Annotated in this window: 22 protein-coding genes and 1 pseudogene; 13 read left to right on the plus strand and 10 right to left on the minus strand. The window is 45.5% G+C overall.

Annotated features, from left to right (window positions below; all coding sequences use genetic code 11):
• Window positions 1–216 precede the first annotated feature (216 nt).
• The 3 genes from ACLGGO_RS09070 to ACLGGO_RS09080 are packed head-to-tail and all read right to left on the minus strand — an operon-like array spanning window position 217 to window position 2,118.
• Window positions 217–1,464 carry a hypothetical protein gene (locus ACLGGO_RS09070; RefSeq protein ID WP_446419050.1) on the minus strand — a complete coding sequence of 416 codons (1,248 nt, stop codon included), beginning with the start codon at window positions 1,462–1,464 and terminating at the stop codon, window positions 217–219.
• Complete coding sequence (locus ACLGGO_RS09075) at window positions 1,404–1,934, minus strand: hypothetical protein (protein WP_446419051.1); 531 nt, start codon at window positions 1,932–1,934, stop codon at window positions 1,404–1,406. The genes ACLGGO_RS09070 and ACLGGO_RS09075 overlap by 61 nt, the downstream gene beginning before the upstream one ends.
• A gap of 43 nt (window positions 1,935–1,977) precedes the next feature.
• Window positions 1,978–2,118 (minus strand): hypothetical protein, encoded by a 141-nt coding sequence (locus tag ACLGGO_RS09080; protein WP_446419052.1) that lies wholly within the window; start codon window positions 2,116–2,118, stop codon window positions 1,978–1,980.
• Between the two features lie 60 nt (window positions 2,119–2,178).
• On the opposite strand from ACLGGO_RS09080, the gene ACLGGO_RS09085 reads away from it, so the two are divergent.
• The 3 genes from ACLGGO_RS09085 to psbM all read left to right on the plus strand — a co-directional run bounded on the left by ACLGGO_RS09085 (window position 2,179) and on the right by psbM (window position 4,440).
• A complete protein-coding gene (locus ACLGGO_RS09085; protein ID WP_446419053.1) occupies window positions 2,179–3,642 on the plus strand; it encodes a DASH family cryptochrome in 1,464 nt (487 codons plus the stop codon).
• A gap of 228 nt (window positions 3,643–3,870) precedes the next feature.
• Window positions 3,871–4,167, plus strand: a complete 297-nt coding sequence (locus tag ACLGGO_RS09090; protein WP_446334627.1) for a 2Fe-2S iron-sulfur cluster-binding protein — start codon at window positions 3,871–3,873, stop codon at window positions 4,165–4,167.
• Between the two features lie 156 nt (window positions 4,168–4,323).
• A complete protein-coding gene (psbM, locus tag ACLGGO_RS09095) occupies window positions 4,324–4,440 on the plus strand; it encodes a photosystem II reaction center protein PsbM (RefSeq protein ID WP_446334628.1) in 117 nt (38 codons plus the stop codon).
• 183 nt (window positions 4,441–4,623) lie between these two features.
• On the opposite strand, the gene ACLGGO_RS09100 is transcribed toward psbM, so the two are convergent.
• Window positions 4,624–5,472, minus strand: coding sequence for a universal stress protein (locus ACLGGO_RS09100; protein ID WP_446419054.1), 849 nt, complete (start codon window positions 5,470–5,472; stop codon window positions 4,624–4,626).
• 389 nt (window positions 5,473–5,861) lie between these two features.
• On the opposite strand from ACLGGO_RS09100, the gene ACLGGO_RS09105 reads away from it, so the two are divergent.
• The 3 genes from ACLGGO_RS09105 to ACLGGO_RS09115 all read left to right on the plus strand — a co-directional run bounded on the left by ACLGGO_RS09105 (window position 5,862) and on the right by ACLGGO_RS09115 (window position 8,012).
• A complete protein-coding gene (locus ACLGGO_RS09105) occupies window positions 5,862–6,425 on the plus strand; it encodes a hypothetical protein (protein ID WP_446419055.1) in 564 nt (187 codons plus the stop codon).
• A 276-nt stretch (window positions 6,426–6,701) separates the two neighbouring features.
• Window positions 6,702–7,298 carry an SH3 domain-containing protein gene (locus ACLGGO_RS09110; protein ID WP_446419056.1) on the plus strand — a complete coding sequence of 199 codons (597 nt, stop codon included), beginning with the start codon at window positions 6,702–6,704 and terminating at the stop codon, window positions 7,296–7,298.
• Window positions 7,299–7,328: 30 nt separating this feature from the next.
• A complete protein-coding gene (locus tag ACLGGO_RS09115) occupies window positions 7,329–8,012 on the plus strand; it encodes a Crp/Fnr family transcriptional regulator (protein WP_446419057.1) in 684 nt (227 codons plus the stop codon).
• Window positions 8,013–8,173: 161 nt separating this feature from the next.
• On the opposite strand, the gene ACLGGO_RS09120 is transcribed toward ACLGGO_RS09115, so the two are convergent.
• Window positions 8,174–10,486, minus strand: coding sequence for a GumC family protein (locus tag ACLGGO_RS09120; protein ID WP_446419058.1), 2,313 nt, complete (start codon window positions 10,484–10,486; stop codon window positions 8,174–8,176).
• 729 nt (window positions 10,487–11,215) lie between these two features.
• On the opposite strand from ACLGGO_RS09120, the gene ACLGGO_RS09125 reads away from it, so the two are divergent.
• The gene (locus ACLGGO_RS09125; RefSeq protein ID WP_446419059.1) at window positions 11,216–12,523 is read left to right on the plus strand and encodes a glycosyltransferase family 4 protein; all 1,308 of its coding nucleotides are present in this window, start codon (window positions 11,216–11,218) and stop codon (window positions 12,521–12,523) included.
• Window positions 12,524–12,840: 317 nt separating this feature from the next.
• Here the strand turns inward: ACLGGO_RS09125 and fabG are convergent, their stop codons facing one another.
• Window positions 12,841–13,602 carry a 3-oxoacyl-[acyl-carrier-protein] reductase gene (gene fabG / locus ACLGGO_RS09130; protein ID WP_446419060.1) on the minus strand — a complete coding sequence of 254 codons (762 nt, stop codon included), beginning with the start codon at window positions 13,600–13,602 and terminating at the stop codon, window positions 12,841–12,843.
• 89 nt (window positions 13,603–13,691) lie between these two features.
• Between fabG and trxA the strand changes: the two genes are divergently transcribed.
• Complete coding sequence (trxA, locus tag ACLGGO_RS09135; RefSeq protein ID WP_446419061.1) at window positions 13,692–14,009, plus strand: thioredoxin; 318 nt, start codon at window positions 13,692–13,694, stop codon at window positions 14,007–14,009.
• 103 nt (window positions 14,010–14,112) lie between these two features.
• Here trxA and psb29 read toward each other — a convergent pair whose 3' ends face one another.
• Window positions 14,113–14,838, minus strand: a complete 726-nt coding sequence (gene psb29 / locus ACLGGO_RS09140) for a photosystem II biogenesis protein Psp29 (protein WP_446334652.1) — start codon at window positions 14,836–14,838, stop codon at window positions 14,113–14,115.
• A gap of 302 nt (window positions 14,839–15,140) precedes the next feature.
• On the opposite strand from psb29, the gene ACLGGO_RS09145 reads away from it, so the two are divergent.
• Window positions 15,141–15,755 carry a CpcT/CpeT family chromophore lyase gene (locus tag ACLGGO_RS09145; protein ID WP_446419062.1) on the plus strand — a complete coding sequence of 205 codons (615 nt, stop codon included), beginning with the start codon at window positions 15,141–15,143 and terminating at the stop codon, window positions 15,753–15,755.
• A 19-nt stretch (window positions 15,756–15,774) separates the two neighbouring features.
• Here ACLGGO_RS09145 and ACLGGO_RS09150 read toward each other — a convergent pair whose 3' ends face one another.
• Both ACLGGO_RS09150 and hemF read right to left on the minus strand, forming a co-directional pair.
• Window positions 15,775–16,143, minus strand: a complete 369-nt coding sequence (locus ACLGGO_RS09150; RefSeq protein ID WP_006101536.1) for an STAS domain-containing protein — start codon at window positions 16,141–16,143, stop codon at window positions 15,775–15,777.
• A 266-nt stretch (window positions 16,144–16,409) separates the two neighbouring features.
• Window positions 16,410–17,444, minus strand: a complete 1,035-nt coding sequence (hemF, locus tag ACLGGO_RS09155) for an oxygen-dependent coproporphyrinogen oxidase (RefSeq protein ID WP_446419063.1) — start codon at window positions 17,442–17,444, stop codon at window positions 16,410–16,412.
• A 257-nt stretch (window positions 17,445–17,701) separates the two neighbouring features.
• On the opposite strand from hemF, the gene ACLGGO_RS09160 reads away from it, so the two are divergent.
• From ACLGGO_RS09160 to rodA, 3 genes are all read left to right on the plus strand, one after another.
• On the plus strand, window positions 17,702–18,184 hold the full coding sequence (locus ACLGGO_RS09160; RefSeq protein ID WP_446334655.1) for an SRPBCC family protein: 483 nt from the start codon (window positions 17,702–17,704) through the stop codon (window positions 18,182–18,184).
• Window positions 18,185–18,318: 134 nt separating this feature from the next.
• Window positions 18,319–19,386, plus strand: coding sequence for an Mrp/NBP35 family ATP-binding protein (locus ACLGGO_RS09165; protein ID WP_446334656.1), 1,068 nt, complete (start codon window positions 18,319–18,321; stop codon window positions 19,384–19,386).
• A 197-nt stretch (window positions 19,387–19,583) separates the two neighbouring features.
• Window positions 19,584–20,843, plus strand: coding sequence for a rod shape-determining protein RodA (gene rodA / locus ACLGGO_RS09170; protein WP_446419064.1), 1,260 nt, complete (start codon window positions 19,584–19,586; stop codon window positions 20,841–20,843).
• Window positions 20,844–20,941: 98 nt separating this feature from the next.
• On the opposite strand, the gene tnpA is transcribed toward rodA, so the two are convergent.
• The gene (gene tnpA / locus ACLGGO_RS09175) at window positions 20,942–21,346 is read right to left on the minus strand and encodes an IS200/IS605 family transposase (protein WP_446334658.1); all 405 of its coding nucleotides are present in this window, start codon (window positions 21,344–21,346) and stop codon (window positions 20,942–20,944) included.
• Window positions 21,347–21,423: 77 nt separating this feature from the next.
• Between tnpA and ACLGGO_RS09180 the strand changes: the two are divergent.
• Window positions 21,424–22,181, plus strand: a pseudogene (locus ACLGGO_RS09180) (RNA-guided endonuclease TnpB family protein); the annotation flags it as partial.

The following is a 22,181-nucleotide window of genomic DNA, read 5'->3' on the forward strand; positions in this document are numbered from 1 at the left end:
AACTAAACGCCTAGCGCAGCGCTATAACTGAATAATATGAAGTTTAAATGCACGAGAGCTTATCATTTTTTTTGAGGTTGAAGGGGTGAAATCTTTACTTGCCCCTGTGATTGGCACACAATGGCGGTATCAGAGTTTGACGCGATCGCACAATTCCAGATGGTGCCCAAAACTTGCCTATGGGAGGCAAGACAGGGGTCAAATAAACTTGTTTCGTCACATTTTTTCAAACACGAGCGCTCGCACTATTCTTACAGGAGCTAAATGGGTACGATTGTTAAGGGTGTGAGCGCTCAAATGGATACAGCATAAGGCTTTAGCCTCGGTATAGTACATCTGCACGGTAGGGACTTCTCTTTTAACTTTTAGGTTAACTTCAAGGAGTGCCAAAACTCCAGGTTTCAACTTGGACGCGGTTGAATACCAATCAGTCAGGTTACAAGTCGGACAACAGAGAGAGTAACCCCGACGTACCAGTCCATTTTCTAATAACAGAGGAAGTTTTTGCTTAATAATTTGGTCAGCATCTTTTTGATTCAATCGGCGTTGTTTCGTAAGAAACGATTTAATATTGTCCCTATATAAACCACCTTGTTCTGCCCGATGAGTAACTAAAGCCGAAAGAATGTCTGCTCCTTGTTTATCAATCAAACGTATTACTTTGTCAAATCCGCCGAATCGCTGAATACATCCTTGAACATAGCGAGTATGCTTGTTTGGTTTAACCTCAAAACCAGCCTGTTTAAGGTGTCGGGAAATTACAACATCGTCGGGATGAACGAAAAAACAGCATTCTTTCCCTGCTAATCCTGTTCCAGTAATACCCTTAGTCTCTGCCCGTACAGCTAAATAGTCTCTTAACCATGCCTCTCCCCAATCATCTTGCTTATTCTCCGCACGCTCAATTCGCCATAATTCATTTGTCAGCAACTTTGATGCTACTCGTGTCGCCGGAAGTGAGAATTTTTTACCGGAAACAAACCTAATTTCCGCATCGTAACCAAAAGTAAAATTTGTATTGTCATGTCCAAAAGGTACAGGTGGAGCAAACCGAACAGAACTGTCAGGATTAACTAATCGCGTGAAATTGATAGTTCCTTCATAGGTACGTGAACCTTGAAGCCAATCAAAACGAAAATCTTGATAAGACACTTTGACATAAATTTCTTTACCTGCTGTGGCAAAGGCATTTTTTAGATTACTGAACAAAACACTTGCATCTTTACGATTAAGCGGAGTTTTCACGAATAATGCTCTGATGGATGGCATCAACTCTACGATTAGGGAAGCATGATGCTCAAGATCTGATAAAAAGGCATCCCTGGGCAAAAATATTTTGTTTTGTCGAACAAACCATTGATAATTCCAAAAAGATGTTGGTATCCCAATGTCATGACCATCATCTAGGAAAAGATTAAGTGTTGTACGAGGTAATTTTGATAAAACTGAGTAGTAATTCCACATTGTAAGGCAATTTCTAAGTTGAAAGTACCATCAGAGTCTACTAGACGAATATTGCTGTCATTTAAGCCACCGGGGTATAAGTGTTGAAGGATTAAACCGATATGAGAAACTGTTCCATCACGCAAGCGGAGAAAGTCATATCGAGCTCCTTGAATATGCCTTTGAACTTCTGGAGAATAAATAGAGAGTAGTAAACCTGTTGATTGTTTTAAAACTTGCGACACGTATGATGGAATTCCTTCTCTTGGAATCAGGATATAATCAGGGTTTATCGACTTGAGTGCAAACCTCAGAGTATCAGCTTCTTCTTCATTCTCAGGTACGGGAAAGATAGTATTTGCTGCACCACCCCAGACGTGAGTGTAGAGAGTCACTGCATCCATTAACTTATCTCGATTCCGAATCAAATAAACCAGGCGTAGGGGGCGTGATTTTAGCTTAAGAGTAACTTCTCGTTCATGCAGTGACATAATTTAACTGTGGTTGGTTGTTTCAAGGTAATCCATTAATCAGCTAGGGAACAAGAGTGACGGAAGCTGATGATTGATTGCTCTTTATCCGTTGTAACTTAGATATTGCTGCACTGGCACTAAAGTGCCAACTACGAACGGTGCGATCGCGACTATCCCAATTCTCCTGATAGGATGACAACACAGCCAGAGTTAAATTTCCGGTACTCTAAAGAAAGAACAATTACACGTTCCATCAACTGCTGTGAGTGAAAAACGAATTCTCCTATGGTATCGCAATGACTTGCGCCTGCATGATCACGAACCCCTACACCAGGCGCTTCAGACAAAGGCGCAGGTAATTCCCTGCTACTGCTTAGACGATCGCGTCTTTGGTAAGACATCCTTTGGATTCCCCAAAACTGGGGCATTTCGCGCTAAATTCCTACTGGAAAGTGTAGCCGATTTGCGAGAGGGTTTGCGATCGCGTGGGAGTGATTTACTGGTGCGTCGGGGTTTACCAGAGATAGTAATTCCCGCTTTGGCAAAACAACTCGGTATTACTGCGGTTTATTTTCACCAAGAAGTTACCGCTGAAGAAGTGGCGGTAGAATCTGCACTCAAAAAAGCCTTATCTGAGATTGGTATAACTGTACAAACGTTCTGGGGAAGTACTCTCTACCATCCCGACGACTTACCGTTCAGTCTCTCAAAAATTCCCGAACTTTTTACCAACTTTCGCAAGCAGGTGGAGAAAAAATCCACAATTTATCCCCCCTTTCCCACTCCTAAACATTTACCATCTCTCCCCTCTGTAGATGTTGGAAAATTACCCCAACTCGCTAATTTTGGACTAGAACCCCCTATAGTTGACAAACGGGCAGTATTACAATTCAAAGGTGGAGAAACCGCCGGATTAGCCAGACTCAAAGACTATTTCTGGAAAAAAGACTGTCTCAAAGTTTACAAACAAACCCGCAATGGTATGTTGGGGGCAGATTACTCCTCTAAATTTTCGCCCTGGCTGGCATTGGGGTGCTTATCACCACGTTTAATTTATGAACAGGTTCAGCACTATGAACAGAAACGAGTCAAAAATGATTCAACCTACTGGTTAGTATTTGAGTTAATTTGGCGAGACTTTTTCCGATTTATTTGTGCTAAACATGGGAACCGAATCTTTCGCAAATCTGGCTTACAAGGTGTACCCATTCCCTGGAAAGAAGACTGGGAGCGCTTTACCCTTTGGCAGCAAGGAAAGACAGGTTTTCCCTTAGTTGATGCCAATATGCTGGAACTTACTGCAACTGGATTTATGTCCAATCGGGGACGACAAAATGTTGCAAGTTTTCTCACCAAAAACTTAGGAATCAACTGGCAAATTGGCGCTGAGTGGTTTGAATCGCTGCTGATTGACTACGATGTTTGTAGCAATTGGGGTAACTGGAATTATACGGCGGGAGTGGGTAATGATGCTCGTGGGTTTCGTTATTTCAATATTCAAAAACAGTCGAAAGATTATGACCCCCACGGTCACTATGTCAAACATTGGCTACCCGAACTGGATTCCTTAACCGCCGCTAAAGTACACCAACCTTGGACATTAACCTCAGCCGAGCAAAAACAGTTTGGGGTAAGAATTGGCGTAGATTATCCTAATCCAGTTGTGGACTTAATGCAGTCGGTTAAAGCAAACGAGAAAGTTTACAACGCCGCATTGAGCCGTTGATAACATTGCCGATTGGGGAAGAGGGCAAGTGTTGGATATCGCCGTCTGTATATCAAAAATCATCATAACTGACGTCCCCTGCATCCCTACACCGTTGTACCCTACGACTATCTTGATAATTCGTTAGCCTAGAAGAAAGTCAGTTGTTGTCGATGTGAATCAGAGGATTAAGTATCCTGAGTGCAAATTCTTCTAGGATATATCAGGAGTGATGTAGCGGAGAACTAGATGGCTAATATTAAATTTGTCAAGGAAGACCAGGAAGTCATTGCAGCAGATGGGGCAAACTTACGTGAGAAAGCCCTGCAAAACAAGATTGACCTGTATACCTTCAAAGGGAAGTTGATGAACTGTGGAGGCTATGGTCAATGTGGTACCTGCATTGTTGAGGTTGTCGAAGGAATGGAAAATCTCTCACCTCGAACTGAGGTAGAGCAGCGTAAACTAAAGAAAAAACCGGAGAGTTACCGATTAGCCTGCCAAGCCTTGGTCAATGGACCAGTCAGCGTGAAAACTAAGCCCTGAAGCTGCGGGAAGCAATGTTCTAGACATTCCATGGCACTATGGCGAGCAGGGGGAGACTGTAGCTGATTAGTATTTGGAGTCAAGCTGCACGATTGGCAGAAGCCAATGATATTCTAAGAAGAGCGGTTCAAAACCAATTGTAGAGGCACTAGTTCAATGCAAGTTAATGATTTAGGGTTCGTTGCCAGTCTTCTGTTTGTGCTGGTTCCCACCGTTTTTTTGTTGATTCTGTATATCCAGACAGCTAGCCGAGAAAGTAATAAAAATCCCTAGCCTTAGCTGTCTACCTTCCGCCCATGAGCTCCCCGACTTCTTCAAGAAGTCGGGGAGCTGACACTCAATCTGCTGTGCGGGCTAACAACAGGGGACAATTCCCATACACCCGCACATAGTCCGACAGTGAGTAGTGAGTAGGGTGGGCATTGCCCACCAACCTTACGGAGCGTGCCATTGTACTCAATCCGGTGTGCGGGCTAATAGCACAGGACAATTCGCATACACCCGTACATAGTCCGACAGGGAAGTCCCTAGCAATCGGTCTAAATCAGGGAGAGACATAGCAATAGTGGGACGGCGTTCAGGAGAACCCAAGATCAATAAATCCACATTCATTTCATCGGCTAAGCGGCAAATCTCTCGTCCCGCCTGACCTTGACTATTGATACATTTATAGGCAACGCCTTGCTTTTTCGCTTCCGCCGCCGCCGATGCCAAAACGGGATCGGTTTCAGGAGTGGTTATCGGTTCACCCGATGGCGTTTTTTTGTCGGGGTTGACGTGAACCAAATAGAGTTGACCGCCTTTGACATCCCGAATCAAAGATAGCGCCAAATCTAAGCTTTGTTTAGCACTCTCCGATTTATTCATCGCCACCATGACTCGCTTAATCCGTTTGACGTAGATCTCGTCTTTCACCAATAACATGGGACGGGAGGACAATTGGAAGACATATTGGCTGACAGAGTTTTCCAGGATAGATTCCAGCCGTTTGAGTCCTCTGGAACCCATAATGATCAGGTCAGATTGCTCTTCCTGCGCCACTTGTAGCACTACGTCTTTGGGATCTCCCTGTTTGAGCCGGGGCGTGATTTTATTGGGATCGATTTTGAGAGACTTAACCGCGTCTGCCAAAATCTTACCGCCCTCTTCCAGTTTGGCTGACATGGCTTCAGCACTAACTTGGGGTGTGACTACATGGAGAACCGTAACCGATGCTTGTTGCATGATCTGGATTTCGGTCAACATATTAAACATTTCTTCACATAATCCCCGACCGGCAACAGCAAGCAAAATTTTTTCAATCATGGTTTGAATCGTTTTAAGTGGTTAAGATGAGACTTTCGCCATTCCAGGAGAGCCAGAACTATATTAGGGTAAATTCCGCAAGCCCCGGAAGTAGTAGTTGTTTCCCTGACAAGGCATCAGTCCTCAGGGTTATCTGATTTGCTCCTTCTAAAAATAAGGATACTGGGGATCGGGATTTCAAAATTTGACAATTTGTCAACGACTGGAGGGAAACAGGGTTGTAGGGGCGGGTTTTACCAATAACGTTCTGGAGACAACCCTTAACTTATGTAAACCCGCCCTTTCTTAGGCGTGCAGGGGGATTCCAGACGTAGTAGGCTAGGTTTCTACACATTGCTCACATTCGTTAAGGTAGAACAGTCTATAGTATTCATCGAAAAGAAATCTCCATGAACCTTTCAAGACTCTGGCGGGTAATTATTACAGTAGTATTAGTTCTGGGACTCTATATGCCCCCAGTGACGGCGGCTGAAACCCTCTCCACTGGAACTGATACGTTTAATGCTTTGGTACAAAACTGCCTGGAACTCCAAGGTGAGACATCTCTCAATGCTTGTGATCAAGCCATTGAACTGCATCCGGATGACGTGATTCCTTGGTATGGGCGTTCTCGCGTATTATCGACTTTAGGACAACAAGAAGAAGCCAATCAGTCTTATGCCCGGGTGCGGGTGATTCAAGCGTACTATAGTACGATCGCGCAACTGCTTGCCCAACGGGAACAGATTGAGTCGTTGATGCAAAATGAGGAGCAATTCTCTCAACTCGAAGCCGCGATTAACGGTGAGGATGTAGAGCAAGGGCAGTTAGAACAACTGCAACAGCTTAAACAACAGATTCTCACACTCCGGGACAATCCTAGCCTTCTTGATCAAGAAATAGCGGATGCGATGCTTCAGGTACGCGATCGCTTGGCTGATATTATTGAGCAAATTTCTGCGACTGCATCATAACTGGGTGCAAGCTTTGCGGAATTCCTGGGCGCAAGCCTTGCGCCCCTACAGGACTAAATACAAAAACGGACGATAGACAAAATATATGCTTAAAACAAAGTCGCTAGCGTCGTAAGTGTCATGTCTTTGATTGTAGAGTTCGACGACTTGTTGTTTGAACTCGCCAAGATCAACCGGATGATTTATCTTTATATTCAACTTGAGATAGATGAAGTTACTTTCACTTTATAGACAATTAGGAGTTGTATAGAAGTATTAAAGGATAAAGTAGCTAAAATGAAATATCCGAAAAAGACTTGGCAACTCCTAGGATTTACGACAATCTATTCGCTGGCACTGACCATTTTTCCCAAGGTTGCCAGTGCGAATCAACCACCATCTGTACAGCGTTCTGATGACTATCAGGTTGCCCAAATGACTGATTGCCGAGAGGTGGATGTTAATACAAGGCTGAATATACGACGACAGCCGGATGGGCAGGTTATTGGGACTTTGGAAGATGAACAAACCGTTAATATTATCGGTGAACCTGAAAATGGATGGGTGCAGATTGACGCCCCTGAGGATGGTTATATTGCGGCGAGATATTTAACCTATTGTACGGGTGCAGTACCCCCATCCCAACCTGTTACCCAAACAACGCCGACTACCTCAGGAAGTGGGCAGGTTTCCACTGTACCCGGTAGCAACTGCCGTCAGGTGGTTTCGCCAAATCTATCGGTGCGATCAGAACCGAATGGCGAAGTGATTGGTACATTGGATGAAAATCAGACGGTTTATATTGCCAACGAAGGGTACGATGGCTGGGTGCCCATTGAAAGACCCATAGATGGCTATGTGAATTCGGCAAGTCTAGGCTACTGTTATCAGTAACCTTTTAATCTAAGTAGCAGGTTTTGTACTGTGAGTCAACCCTCTCAACAGCGGGACTTTCTCGCCAATACTCAACTCTGGCGAGGTTTGCCGGATGAGCAGTTAGACGCGATCGCGACCATTGCGATCGCTAAATCCTATCATAAAGGAGAGGTTATTTTTGTCGAAGGGGAGGAGGGTAGCGGATTCTTTGTGGTGAAATCCGGTAGAGTGAAAGTATTTAAGCTATCGGCAGAAGGGAAAGAACAGATATTAGAATTTTTTGGGGTGGGAGAACATTTTGCCGAAGTACCCGCCTTTGATGGTGAATGCTTTCCTGCATCGGCTACGGCTTTAGAGAAAACAGAATTATTATTTTTTGAGCGCACCACTTTTTTAGCCTTGCTGGCTCAACAGCCAAAGATAGCGATTAATATGTTAGCCATTTTTGCGCGACATTTGCGACGCTTTGCCCGATTAATTGAAGATTTATCGTTAAAGGAAGTTCCGGGGCGATTGGCGGCTTATTTGCTCTATTTAAGCGAAAGTACTGAGCATTTAGAGCAAGTCGAATTAGATATTACCAAGACTCAACTAGCATCCTTATTAGGCACAATTCCTGAAACCTTATCACGGGTGTTTGCCAAGTTGAGCCAGGAAGAATTAATTTCGATAAATGGGTCTAGGATTCGGTTATTAAATCCAGAAGGGTTAAAGATTTTATCCGAACGATAACGGATCGCGTCTGGATTGGTGAGTGGGGAAGCAGGGGAAGCAGGGGAAGCAGGGGAAGCGGGGGGAGCCATAGTACATTTTCCCTGATAGCGGTGCAAGGGTATAAAAGGGTTTAGTTCCCTCGAAGGTGGTGAAGGGTCAAAACGTCCCCTACTCCCTTTCTACACCGTCGTTTCCTGGGGAACTTCACGGTAATAGCGATGATAATAATCATAAGAACTTGTAGTATAACTCTTCACTCTATTCGCCACCATTCCCAATACTCGGGCATGAGAGGTTCTCAATCCAGATAACACCTGCGTCAGTACTGTCCGATCTGTTCTCCCCAATCCCACCACCAGAACAATTCCATCCGTATGCGCTGCCAATAACCGCGCATCAGCTAAACCTAACATCGGTGGTGTATCAAAAATAACTAAATCAAACATTTCTTGAAACGACTCAACTAAATGCTGCATCTTTTGAGAACAGAGAAGTCGAGTTGGATCAGGTGGAATTTGTCCAGCGGTTAACACAAACAGATTCTCCTCCAACGACGATGGCTGAATCACATCTTTTACATTAATGTCACTGGAAATAACATGACTTAATCCCCACACATTGGGTAAATCCGTCATCACATGCACTTGGGGACGCCGCAAATCCGCATCCACTAATAATACCCGTTTTCCCATCGCAGCGGCGGCTTGTGCCATAAATGTCGCTGTTGTGGATTTGCCATCAGCCGGAACCGCCGAACTAATCACCACCGAACGAATCGGCACATCGGGACTAATAAACTGAAGATTAGCTTGAAGCGAACGAAATGCCTCTAAAAATGGAGAAGCGTGATAACGATAAGCGGATTTATTCAGAGGAGATACCAATGGCGGAGTTCCGGCTTTCTCGGCTGTTTTAGCAAGTTTACTCTGTTTCTTCAGAGGCTTGTGAAAAGGAATCGTTCCCAAAACTGCTAACTTAGTCTCTTCCTTCAACTCCTCAGCAGAGTGAAACACCTTATCTAACTTTTCGGCTAAAAACCCCGCCCCAGCACCTGCCAATAATCCCGCCACTGCCCCTAAGGCTAAACCACGGGGTACATTAGGAGAAATGGGCATTTGGGGTTGTTGGGGTTCGGCAATAAGTTGCCAAGGTAATGTCTTTTGTGCGGCTTCAATTTGTAGCGTCTCCCGCACCGCCAGAAAGCGATTTAAACTCTCGGTGGCGACTTTCAACTCCCGTTGTAAATCCGTGTACTGGCGGGCAATTACCGCCAAATTCTTAAGCTGCTGACTCATCAACTGTTCAGCTGTCGCGATCGCACCAGAGCGCACTTCTAGCATGTTAATTTGGTTCCTCGTCTCTACAAGCTGCTGAGTCAGCGCCAAACGCATAGAACTGGGTGAGGCTAGAGATTCCGGATTTTCGGGTACAGCGGTGGCGTCAGAGCCCAAAACCGTCCTCGCTTCCTGACTCAGCAGGGGAAGTAAATTTTGTTGCTTCTCCCGCAGCGCCTGAATAGTTGGACTCTCTTCAGTAAACCGCGCCGACTCGCTAGCAATTTGACTTTCAATTTCCGTCAACTGATTCAGCAACTGCTGATAACGGGGGGCTTCTGAGAGGGCGGAAGCCGCGATCGCCTGTTCTGGGGATAGTCCTAATTCTCCTAACTGACTTTGAAGTTGCACCGACAGGGTACGGGCTTCATCCAGTTGAGTTTGGGTGTCTTGACGTGCTTGGACAATGGCGCTAACTCGATTGGTCAATACTTGACCCTGACTATCAGGATCAACTAGATTATAATCTTGGCGAAATCTCTGTAGTTTTTGCTGGAGACTATCCACCCGCTCCCGGAGTTTTGGCAGTTGCTCTTCCACAAACTCAATCCCCTGTCGGGTACTCGTCTGCTGTTCAGAGAGCGAGTAGTTCATGTAGCCTTGAGCAACTTGCTCTAGAATAAATTTAATTTTCTCCGGATTAGAATCTTGGTAACGGACTTCTAAAATTTTAGTTTGTTGCAGCCGATAAATCGCCAGTTTGCTGCGAAGCGTATTATAGTCAATCTCTGGATAGCGAGACTGAATTTGCTCGACAATCGGAGTCATCACCTGAGGACTCCACAGCACCTGAATCTGGGTTTCGTAGTCTAAACTGTTGGCTTGACCCCCACCCGATTGATTCAGAGATTCACTAATCTGCTCTAAGTGATCTTCACCGGAAACTGACCCCACTAGTAACTGAAATTTGCCTTCGTAGTTAGGCGTCTGCTGCAAGACTTTGGTGACAATTCCCGATGTCACCGCGATCGCCACGCCAGCGATAACCAAAGCTCGCCGCCGCGCGATCGCGAGAATCTGACGCAAGTCCAGCTTGTCATCCTCTGTCTCAGCAAAGCCATGCATGGGCACAGGAGGCAATTGTGATAGTCGTTGTCCATTACGCTGGGGTAGTAATGACTGATACTCTCCATTTGAATCCATAATTGAGTTAAACATTGGCGTTTATAAGACAGACCAACCTCCCGGAGGATGTTCGGATACACAAACCCAAACTGATCTCTCGATGAATATCATTAACTCGGTGTCGTAGATGCAAAAATTATTAGCCAGAGAAAATTTTAGGTAGCTTCTGTCAAACTTTACTTGCTCTCAAGAGGAAGAGTCTTTTCTCTCCCCTTACCGTTACCCTTGGGGCGTGCTGAATCGTCAGATACTGTAAGATACCTAATACACTAATAGCATAATAGTAAATTGATAAGCCTATTAGCAACAAGCTCGCCAAAAAATCTAAGTGGGCTTGCTCAAGACATCGTTGGAAACCTTATATAATAGGGCTTTGGTTAAAAATAGTACAGATGCTCTACTTTAGCTCACCTAGAGTTTATACTCTAGACAGGGATATTATTTTTAACTCTAGGGGGTAGACTAGTTGGATAGATTATTGAACTATTTAATTCATCTAGAGTTTATACTCTAGACAGGGATATTATTTTTAACTCTGGGGGATAGAGTAGTTTTATAGACCATAAAATCGTTGCAACATAAAGGTATTACCCTAAAACTTGAAATCATCCAGATCATTTTAAGATAGGAAATATGAAGCAATTAGATATTTAGTGAATTGTAAAAACCGAATACCGTTAAAATCCGGATATAAGTCAATGAATGCGTAAACTGTAGCGTATTATAACTCTCAGTTCAAGTTCTCATCAGTAACACAGTAACATGAGCAATAACGAGACTCCCCTATGGCATAGTAAACCCCTGCGGTTATCGATTGTAACTCAGTTTTATCCCCCTGACTACGCCGCAACCGGACAGCTTATCGAAGAACTTGCCGTTGAGTTAGGAAAACAGGGTCTGTTGGTGCGAGTGTTTACTGGACAACCAGGCTATGCATTTCACAGCCAGTCAGCACCAGCGAGGGAGCATTTTCAGCGACTTATGGTTCAGCGATCGCGGGCGACTCGGATTTGGTCGAAGCGTATTCGTGGCAAAGCCCTCAATGGGCTGCTCTTTTGTCTGCGGGCTGGACTTCATTTACTCAAAACCAGTAGTCATGGGGACATACTCCTGTTAACCACCGCTCCTCCTTTTTTACCGATTCTCGGATACTTAGCGAACAAGTTATTTGGACTTCCTTATGTTTGTTTAGTCTATGATTTATATCCAGATGTTGCCGTCGAACTCAACGTTGTTCCCCATCGCCACTGGTTAGTTAGACTCTGGAATAAAGTGAACTGTCATATATGGAAACAAGCTCAACAAATTATTGTTTTGAGTCCGTCAATGCAGGATAGAGTCGTTGCTAAATGTCCCCAACTTAAGGATAAAATTACTGTTATTCATAATTGGGCAGATGCCAATTGGATTGTACCGATTGCCAAACAGGATAATTGGTTTTCCCACAGGTTCAATCTAGTTGATCGGTTTACGGTACTCTATTCCGGGAACATGGGTCGCTGTCATGATATGGAAACCATTTTAGAAACTGCTCAACTGTTACAACACGACCCAATTCTATTTGTTTTTATTGGCAATGGCGCTAAACGTGAAACCTTTGAAGCCAAAATTCGTCAGCTTGGCTTAAATAATTGCCGATTTTTACCCTATCAAGATAAACAAAACCTGCCCTATTCTCTCACCTCAGGAGACTTATCCTTAGTCAGCATCAGTCCAGGGATGGAAGGCTTAGTCGCGCCCAGCAAACTTTACGCCGCCTTAGCCGCAGGGCGTCCAGTCGCCGCGATTTGTGAACCGCAGTCTTATTTGCAAGGGATTGTGAGTGAGGCTCAATGTGGTGCAGCGTTCAGTAACGGCGATGCGGCGGGTTTGGCAGAGTTTATTCGCCGCTTGTCCACAGATGAACCCTTAGTCAAGCGTATGGGTGAAGCCGGTCGTCGTTATTTACAATCCAATTTCACCCCTGATCTGATTGCACAAGAATACTCAAAGTTATTGCATCAGTCTGTCTTTAAAGGTTGGGAATCATCAGAAGTATCCCTTCAGTATTCAAGCTTCCGGTGGAAATAAATTGACCTCTTCCGGGTATAGCAACCGCCAAGGATGTTAGGAAATATATGACTCTCCGGAGACGTAAGGCGTGGAACGCAAAGAGAGAGTGTGTTTGTCCTAATCGATGTGTCTACTGCTATATAAACCCAGGATTTAAATTTAAAAGGATACTTTGGGACGGTACTGAAGTACAGTCCCTTCGTTTCTTTTTACTAGAGTTCAGACTAAATCCAAAAACAGGCCACGGCACTCCCCAACTCAATCAAAGATTTTAGTTGGGGAGTGCTATCACTTTTAGGTTCCAGGGTAACGGTAGCAAACCCCACGGCGATCGCTCACGCCATAACCATACCGCCATCGACATTGAACACCTGCCCAGTAATATAAGCGGCGGCTGGATCAGCGGCTAAAAATCTCACCATGCCCGCAATTTCCTCAGGCTTCCCATAGCGACCTAGTGGAATATATTTGATAATATCCTCAGATTTAATGTCTTTGGTCATATCGGTTTCAATAAATCCGGGTGCCACAGCATTCACGGTAATCCCGCGAGGTGCTAATTCCTTCGCCACGGTTTTGGTAAACCCAATGACTCCAGCCTTGGCTGCACTATAATTCGCCTGACCCGGATTGCCCATTTGTCCAGCAACGGAGGCAATATTAATAATCCGACCTGATTTTTGCTTGAGCATGATTTTACTGGCTGCCCGAGTACAGAAAAAGACACCAGTCAGATTCAGGTCAATCACCGCCTGCCAATCGTCGGGTTTCATCCGCATCAAGAGGGTGTCGCGGGTAATGCCAGCATTATTCACCAGTACGTCTAGGCGACCAAATTTGTCTTTCGTTTCCTTGACGAGAGTCTCGACATCTTCCAGTTTCGAGACATCTGCCTGAAGCGCGATCGCATCTCCTCCGGCTTCTGTAATTGCGGCGACAACTTCATTGGCAGCCCCACTGGAACTGGCGTAGTTAACCACTACCTTCGCGCCCTCTGCGGCTAATGCCAATGCCACAGCGCGACCAATTCCCCGCGACGCCCCAGTGACAATCGCCACGCGATCGCTGAGTTGGGCAGATGTCTGTGATGCTTCCATAAAAAATCTCTCTCTCTACTAGCTGAAGTCAGCTTTTAGCATTTTGCACTAGAATCGAGCCAAACAACTAATAACCGTGATGTTTTGTTATGGCAGTAAAAAAACAGTTTGCCAGTTTTCAGGAACTCCTCTCTGGATCTGATGTACCCGTTTTGGTCGATTTTTACGCGACCTGGTGTGGTCCATGTCAGATGATGGCACCGATCCTCGAGCAAATTGGTGTCCAGCTCAAGGGTAAGCTAAAAGTGGTCAAAATTGATACAGACAAATACCCCCAGATTGCCTCTGAGCACCATATTGAAGCCTTACCCACCTTGATACTGTTTAAGGGTACCAAACCCGTAGAACGCATTGAGGGACTAGTCTCCGAAAAGCAGCTTATAGAACGACTACAACCCTTAATCTAAGTGTAGAGACGTTCCGTCGGAACGTCTCTACCAACGCGGAACTTGGTACTAATTTTAAGCTGGATCAAGAACTAGATCCGTCCTCCCCACGCCCTGATCAGCTTCACGATGCTGTCGTGGATTCTGGGGAATCACTGGGCGGAATCGTAGCTTTATTCTTTTCCTGTTCCCGCTGTTCCCGTTTTTTGCGATCAGCTTTGATGGCATCTTCGAGGACAATCTGAGCTTGAGCCATTTTTTCCAGGTTACTGCGATACAACTCCAAGTCTTTTTGTAATTTCTCTTGGGGAAGATGCAAGGTTTGACCGATTTTCTGGAGAGTTTCCGTAGACTGTTTCGCGTCTTTGACTAACTCCGGATCTGCCTGTTCCAGAAGGGTATACAAGCCAATCGCAAACAGGCGAGAGTATTTAAACTTAGGATTATCTGCGATCGCGGCAACCGTGGTATGAATATCCTCAGAACCCTCTAGGGGCGTTGGCGAACTAAACCAGTTAACCAGTTCTTTCCCCGATAAACGCCCTACTGCCGCTTTCAGTTTTTCGGCATCATGCTGATACTGTTGCGGATTGCTGCCCACCGCCTGACACAGCGCGTCAAAAATGGATTCTTTATCCCGTTCCGGTCGATAGCCTTGCATGAAGCGGTTAAAGGAAGCGACTACGCCCAAGGCATAGATTGGATCGTACTTAAAATCCCCATTGACCGCCAGCAAATGCATCTCGACCATCAATTCTTCTACCACCCGTCGGTAAATCGAGTTGATTGGGCGGGTGTGATAGTTATAAAAATCTCGTTTCGTATCCGAGACGGTGCGAACGTTACTCACAGAGCAAAATATAAAGGATATTTTTTACCATTGTCTCGCTTGAGGGACTCAATTCCCTAGAACCAGAAGAGATGACTCTCTCCTTTGCCAAGCTACTACTCCACTCCTTTCGGGCGCATCCACTACGATGAACGCTTGGTTTTCACCCTAGGGGGTAGAGTCCCAACCGAGTCATTCCTTCCATCTTACCAGTTATTCCCGTACTCGCACTTCCTACCGTTCGTCTTCGATACTATTGGGCGAAACTGAAAAATCAGTATAATGTTTTTTGGCTTGACGCTGTTAATGTAAACCCTTGACTTATGACTCTACCGCCAGAACTGATCACCCTGGCAAGCTACATGGCTGGTGAATTTGACAACCAACAACAGGCGTTGGCTGAACCCGTCTGGTATGTTCATTTACATCTCTGGCAACGCCCTATCCCCTTGTTTAGCGAAAACAGCCTCACCCTCTTTGCCGAACAAGCACCGATTACTAACCTCAACCGCCCCTACCGTCAACGGATTTTCCGGCTGTATCAAAGTGACCAACCCTCCACTGGGTTACAGGTACAGTATTATCAGATAAAAGAGCCAGAAACCGTTCGCGGTGCAGGTTGCCATCCCGAATTGTTGCAGCAGCTTACCCCCGAAGATATTACCCTTTTACCCGATTGCCGTCTGAACGTGCAGATGCACCAAATTAGTTTAAATAATTACGAATTTACTACCACTTCAGTCAGTGAGCACCCTTGTTGCTTTAGTTATCAAGGCAATAATTACCAAGTATCCCTAGGCTTTGAAGCAACAGCCGATGAATTTCGTAGCTACGATAAAGGCATCGATCCCAGTACCGGAAAAGCCACCTGGGGAGCCTTGCTTGGTCCATTTCGATTCACAAAACGTCAAGACTTCACGGCTGAACTGCCAATTTAATTAATATGAATCCCTTTCTTCAGGTTGCCATACTCCGGGGTACACCTTCCAAAGCTTCTTGCTCCGTTTCAAAAATTTCAAACACGGAGTCCATCATCGTGACTTCAAACACCAGTTTGGCTTCGGGATGGACATTACAGATGCGAAAGCTACCTTTTACCTTATCGGCATCTCGCATACCAGCGACTAGAGAGGTTAAACCAGAACTGTCAATAAAGTTAACCTGACTGAGATTAACCACCACATGGCGGCTGAGTTTGGAAATACATTCTTGTAATTTCAGGCGAAATTGCCAAGCTGTGGTGATGTCGAGACGTCCAATTGGCGCCAAAACAATAACCGTTGTACCATCTTTGGTTGTGTGTGTTTTTTGATCAATATGAATCATCGTTTACCTCGCGTGAGACTCCGACTTCAGCGAAGTAAGTCGGAGAGTGTCGTTTGTTCGACAATCCCTGACTTCAACAAAGTAAGTCAGGGTTGTTGAAAAGACCTCCTTGAGCAGCAGTAGCTCCCCTTGACATCACAAGAGGAGCCATAAAGGGTTTGGGTATCAATTCCGTTACTTAGGTGTTGGGCGAATTGTTGAAACAACAAGTAACTTAATTTGGCAACCTACGCTACTTATCCCGTAGTTTAACGCAGATGGTTAGATTAGGTCGAAGGAGTCCAGTTTACCCAATCTTGAGGTTTGAGAAAGATTTCATAAAGTTCAGCCTCTGGTGTATTCGGTTCGGGTTGGTAGCCATATTCCCAACGTACCAAGGGAGGGAGAGACATGAGAATCGATTCGGTGCGTCCGTTCGTTTGCAAGCCAAAGATCGTTCCCCGGTCATAAACTAGGTTAAATTCAACATACCGCCCCCGACGATAAAGCTGGAAGTTGCGTTCGCTTTCGCCATAGTCCATACCCCGCCGCCGCTCGACAATGGGCACATAAGCAGGCAAAAACGCATTACCACACTCCTGCACCCAGGCAAACAGTTGTTCCCAGGTTCGGGGTGGTAACGCCCCCAGTTCCTTGCTGTAAATGGCTGCTGATTTTTCTGGGTGGGGACCTTTATACAATTCCCCGCTTCCGTCTTGATAATCAAAAAACAGTCCGCCAACGCCTCGTGTTTCTTGACGGTGTTTGAGATAAAAATATTCATCACACCAGCGCTTGAATACGGGATAGTACTCTGAGTGATGCTGATCACAGGCTGTTTTTAGTGTTTGATGGAAATGAGCCGCATCTTCAGCAAAGGGGTAGTATGGCGTTAAATCTGCCCCTCCACCAAACCACCAAACCGGTCCTGCTTCAAAGTAACGATAATTTAAGTGAACCGTGGGGATATAGGGATTGCGTGGATGCAGCACCATGGATGTACCCGTGGCATAAAATCCATGACCTGCGGCTTCTGGACGTTGGGTTAAAATCGAGGGCGGAAGCTGAGTCCCCCACACTTCAGAAAAATTAACACCCCCCTGTTCAAAGACAGCGCCATCCCGGATGACACGAGAACGACCCCCGCCTCCTTCTTCTCGCTGCCAAGAATCTTCCTGGAACTGACCCGTACCATCAAGTTCTGCCAAGGATTCACAAATAGTGTCTTGAAGCTGCTGCATGAACTGCTTCACTCTATCCCTAGAGTCAGTGGCAGGTAATGAAGGATTCGGATTTGTTGTCGGTGTCTGAGTTGCGGTCATAATTTCAATAGTAGTAATACAGTATTACCCAAACCTGAAGACTATTGTTGGGTATTTTAAGGGTTCCAGCGTTTATTTTACAGGTTTCTGGTGTCAACTATCCAAACTAATTGCTAGACAATAGAGTGGGGGCTTGATTGTGCTGTCTACCGCAACTGTGCTAACCGGGAAAGACGTTATTGGTTTGATAGTCATCAGAACCGTGGCTTGCCGAACTATGATAAACATTGCTGAAGCGTCGCGATAGGAGGCGTGTTGTGATCCTAAATTTTTCTTTTAAGTTAATCGCTGGTCAAGAGGGTCTTTGGTGCAAGTTTTCCCTCTTTCGGACTTATCGCGCCCTCAGTCAGGCTCCAGTGGACGTTCTTTGGCAAAAATTAATCAATTTGGCAGATGTCTCCTGGAATCCTCTGCTATGTAGCACTAATGCGCCCAGAGGATTAATCCCTAAGCCCGGTTTAATTTACCAGGTGGTGACGCGCTTAATTCCCATTCCTGTGCGAGTTTTTGTCGAACGGGTATTGCCCGGTGAATTAATCAGCGTCCGGATGTTAGCCATTCCGGGGGTAGAAAATCGAGTGACTTATCGGGTGGAGTCAGGCTTGTGTGGGACTTACGTATCCTTTTCGGTGACAATGCGGGGATGGCTATCCCCCTTGCTGTGGTGGTTTATTCGCCCCTATGCTGCCCGTGTCGCTGCTGAATTGGCTCAAGCGGCAGAACAGGGAGCGGTTCTTTGATCAAATTTTGAGTTTTGAGTGAGGAAATTCTTTGACAGGTGAGGAATGAGTAATCAGCCGTAACCTATTAAGATATTAAGATTAATGAAGATGTTTGTCCCGGCACATTGTCACCCTAGGAACTTTTCCTGATTATGGTTGATATCCATTCAGTCTTAGACGTACTACGCCCTGTACAAGACCCTGAACTCCAAAAGAGTTTGGTGGAATTGAATATGATCCGCAATGTTAAAATCGACGGCGGGACGGTTAGCTTTACACTCGTGTTAACCACACCCGCCTGTCCATTGCGTGAGTTTATTGTGGAGGATTGCCAAAAGGCGGTGAAGCAGCTTCCGGATGTGGAAGAGGTTGTGGTAGATGTGACAGCCGAGACACCGCAGCAGAAATCTTTACCCGATCGCCAAGGGATTGATGGTGTCAAAAATCTAGTCGCTATTTCCAGTGGTAAGGGCGGTGTAGGCAAAAGTACTGTGGCTGTGAATGTAGCCGTTGCCCTTGCCCAGACAGGAGCCAAGGTGGGTTTGATTGATGCTGATATTTATGGACCCAATACCGCTGCGATGCTAGGATTAGCGGATGCCAAGGTTATGGTGCAACAGGGTCCTCAGGGAGAGGTACTCGAACCCGCCTTTAATCACGGGGTTAAATTGGTATCGATGGCATTTCTGATTGACCCCGATCAGCCAGTAATTTGGCGCGGACCGATGTTAAATGGTATCATTCGCCAGTTTCTGTACCAGGTGAATTGGGGAGAATTAGATTATCTGATTGTGGACATGCCACCGGGAACTGGGGATGCTCAGTTGACCTTAGCCCAAGCGGTACCCATGGCTGGGGCAGTAATTGTGACAACGCCGCAAAATGTTGCCCTCTTGGACTCCCGTCGCGGTTTGAAGATGTTCCAGCAATTGGGCGTTCCGGTATTGGGCATTGTCGAGAACATGAGTTATTTTATTCCACCCGATCTGCCGGATCGCCAATATGATCTGTTTGGGTCAGGTGGCGGCGAAAAAACCTCTCAGGAATTAGGGATACCCTTGCTGGGATGTATTCCCCTAGAAATTAACCTGCGACAAGGCGGCGATCGCGGCTTACCTATTGTCGTGGCTGAACCGGAGTCCCCATCAGCCCAAGCGCTAATCGCGATCGCTAAAAGTATTGCGGCGAAAGTATCTGTTGCTGCCCTTAGCCACCGTTGATAGTTGGTTGAATTCGCAGTAGAAAAAGTAGGAGTACAAGGGAAAGCCTTCTTCCCTATTCAGCAATCTATTCTTCCCTATTTTCAGATAGCCTAGGATTTGATCAGGAATTATCCAAAATCTTTTTGAGAAATTCCTGACCCTTACATCTGAAGAGCGCTAATTGCTCTAAACCTCAATCCCATTCCCCAACGATTATGTTCCAAAAGTCATTGACCCGTACCCAAATGCGCTGGCTTATGTTCCTCAGCCGATGGCAGGAATTAGACTGGCAGCTATTATTTGTCAGCATTGCTCTCACCTTCCTGGGTGGGGTGATGATTCGCAGTGCCGAATTTAATGAAGGGCTAACCGATTGGTGGTGGCACTGGATCATTGGGGGTATTGGCTTAAGTTTATGTCTACTCATCGCGCGATCGCGTTACGAAATCTTACTCCAATGGCATTGGATGGTTTATGCGATGACGAATATCTCGTTGTTTGCGGTGATGATTATGGGGACGACGGCAAATGGCGCACAACGGTGGCTGAATATCCTCGGCTTTCACGTTCAACCGTCGGAATTTGCCAAACTGGGTTTGATTATCACCCTGGCTGCGATTATCCACTGGCAACCGGCTTCAACATTAAATGCGGTCTTTCGAGTCTTAGCCATTGCGGCGGTTCCCTGGCTATTTGTATTTTTAGAGCCAAACTTGGGAACATCATTAGTATTTGGTGCGATTACGATGGGGATGCTCTATTGGGGAAATGCTAATCCGGGATGGCTAATCCTACTCGTGTCTCCCATTGTCTCCGCGATCATGTTTAATGTGTTTTTGCCCGGGTGGTTTGTTTGGGTAGCCGCGATGGCATTGATTGGTTGGCGTACCTTACCGTGGCCCCTATTTGGTGGGATTGGGGCATTGGTTGGCAACACGATTTCGGGGGGATTGGGAAACCTGTTATGGGGATTGCTCCAAGACTATCAAAAAAACCGACTGATTCTTTTTCTAGATCCGGATAAAGATCCCTTAGGTGGAGGATATCACTTGATTCAGTCTCGAATTGCAATTGGCGCAGGTCAACTCACAGGGCGAGGACTGTATCAGGGGACACAAACCCAACTCCAGTTTATTCCTGAACAGCATACGGACTTTATCTTTTCTGCCATTGGTGAAGAACTCGGGTTTATCGGCTGTTTGTGCGTTCTATTTACCTTTTGGCTCTTGTGTTTACGGTTAGTGATTATCGCCCAAAATGCTAAGGATAACTTTGGCTCACTATTGGCGATTGGTGTGCTATCGATGATTGTGTTTCAAACTGTCGTGAACATCGGCATGAATATTGGTTTAGCACCCATTACCGGGATTCCCCTGCCATTGTTAAGTTATGGGCGATCGGCATTACTGGCAAACTTTTTAGGCATTGGATTAGTGGAATCGGTTGCCAATCACCGACACCGATTGAAGTTTTAGCGATTTGTCATTTTCATCAAAATTCCTTCGATGCGGGAAACCCCGTGTCTTTAGACCGGGGAGGAACGCACGCTAGCGGTTTTAACCGCATGTAGTTTTTAACCGTGATGAGGGTCGTTAATGTATCTCTGGATTGTTGCTGCACTGACATTGCCTGCCGTTGAAAAAAAGTAGCTATTTGTCCACAAAGAGGGGAGTTTCTTGAGTTCAGGAAACTCCTTTCTAAGGTAGTTGGCACTCCGTCCTTTGAAGGCTTTTGCTACCTGGTAAATTGCGTCTGTCGGATGAATTTCAACAAACAGGTGAATGTGGTCTGGTGCAACTTCAAGCGCTCTAATGTGCCAACCCTTTTCTGTGGCTAATTCACTGAATATCTCAAATATTCTATCACGAATCTTTCCCACTAGCACTTTTTTGCGACGCTTAGGTATCCAGAGAAGGTGAACGACACACAATCCAATAGCGTGGTTGTAGTGCCTATACTCGTATGAATTTTTTCGCATTTGCGTTTTTCCGGGTTGACTGTTGTTTTAATTGTAGATTACAATCAAATAAACGACAAAACTCACTCGTTAAAGCGATGGCTAAAAGCAAGAAGCCTAGGGGAGTACAACAGATGTTGTTACATCCCGAAAAAGAAACAAAAGCCGTCCTAGAATATCTATGTGAGCAGTCAGGAAAACTCTATAACATGGGCGTGTACTTTGCCCGTCAGACTTTTTTCAAGACAAGCAAACTCTTGACTGGAAAGTTTGACTTGATTTATGAGCAAAGCGTGGGAAAGAGTAAAATCGCTCAGTCCCTACCCTCAACACCAGCACAGCAAACACTATTAAGTGTCGCTGAAGCGTTCAAATCCTACAAAAGGTTGCGTCAAGCTTGGTTCAAAGGGCAATTACCAAATAAGCCTAAGCCACCTAGTTATTTAAAAGGGTCAAGACTGTTCAAGGTAGCTTATCCCAATTCAGGAGGACAGAAGCCTAAGCTAGTTGATGGTCAACTTCAGTTCTCACTGGGTTTAACCGTTAAGCGTTGGTTCGGAATTGATAGCTTCAGGCTACCTGCTCCAAGCAACCTTGATATTGCTAAGGTCAAGGAATGGACTATTTTACCTAAAAATGGTGTTTTTTACCTGGAGGCTTCCTACGAAATTCCCAAACAGGAGACATTCGTAGGGATTGACGACCAAGCATTAGCAATTGATTTAGGTACAGCCGACAATCTAGCTGCTTGTGTTGATACTCTGGGCAACTCTTTTCTAATTGATGCCCGTGCCATGAAAGCATTTAATCAATACTGGAATAAGCAGGTTTCGACCAGGAAAGAAGGAAAACCACA

Source organism: Coleofasciculus sp. (genome assembly GCF_046565525.1).
GTDB lineage: Bacteria > Cyanobacteriota > Cyanobacteriia > Cyanobacteriales > Coleofasciculaceae > Coleofasciculus.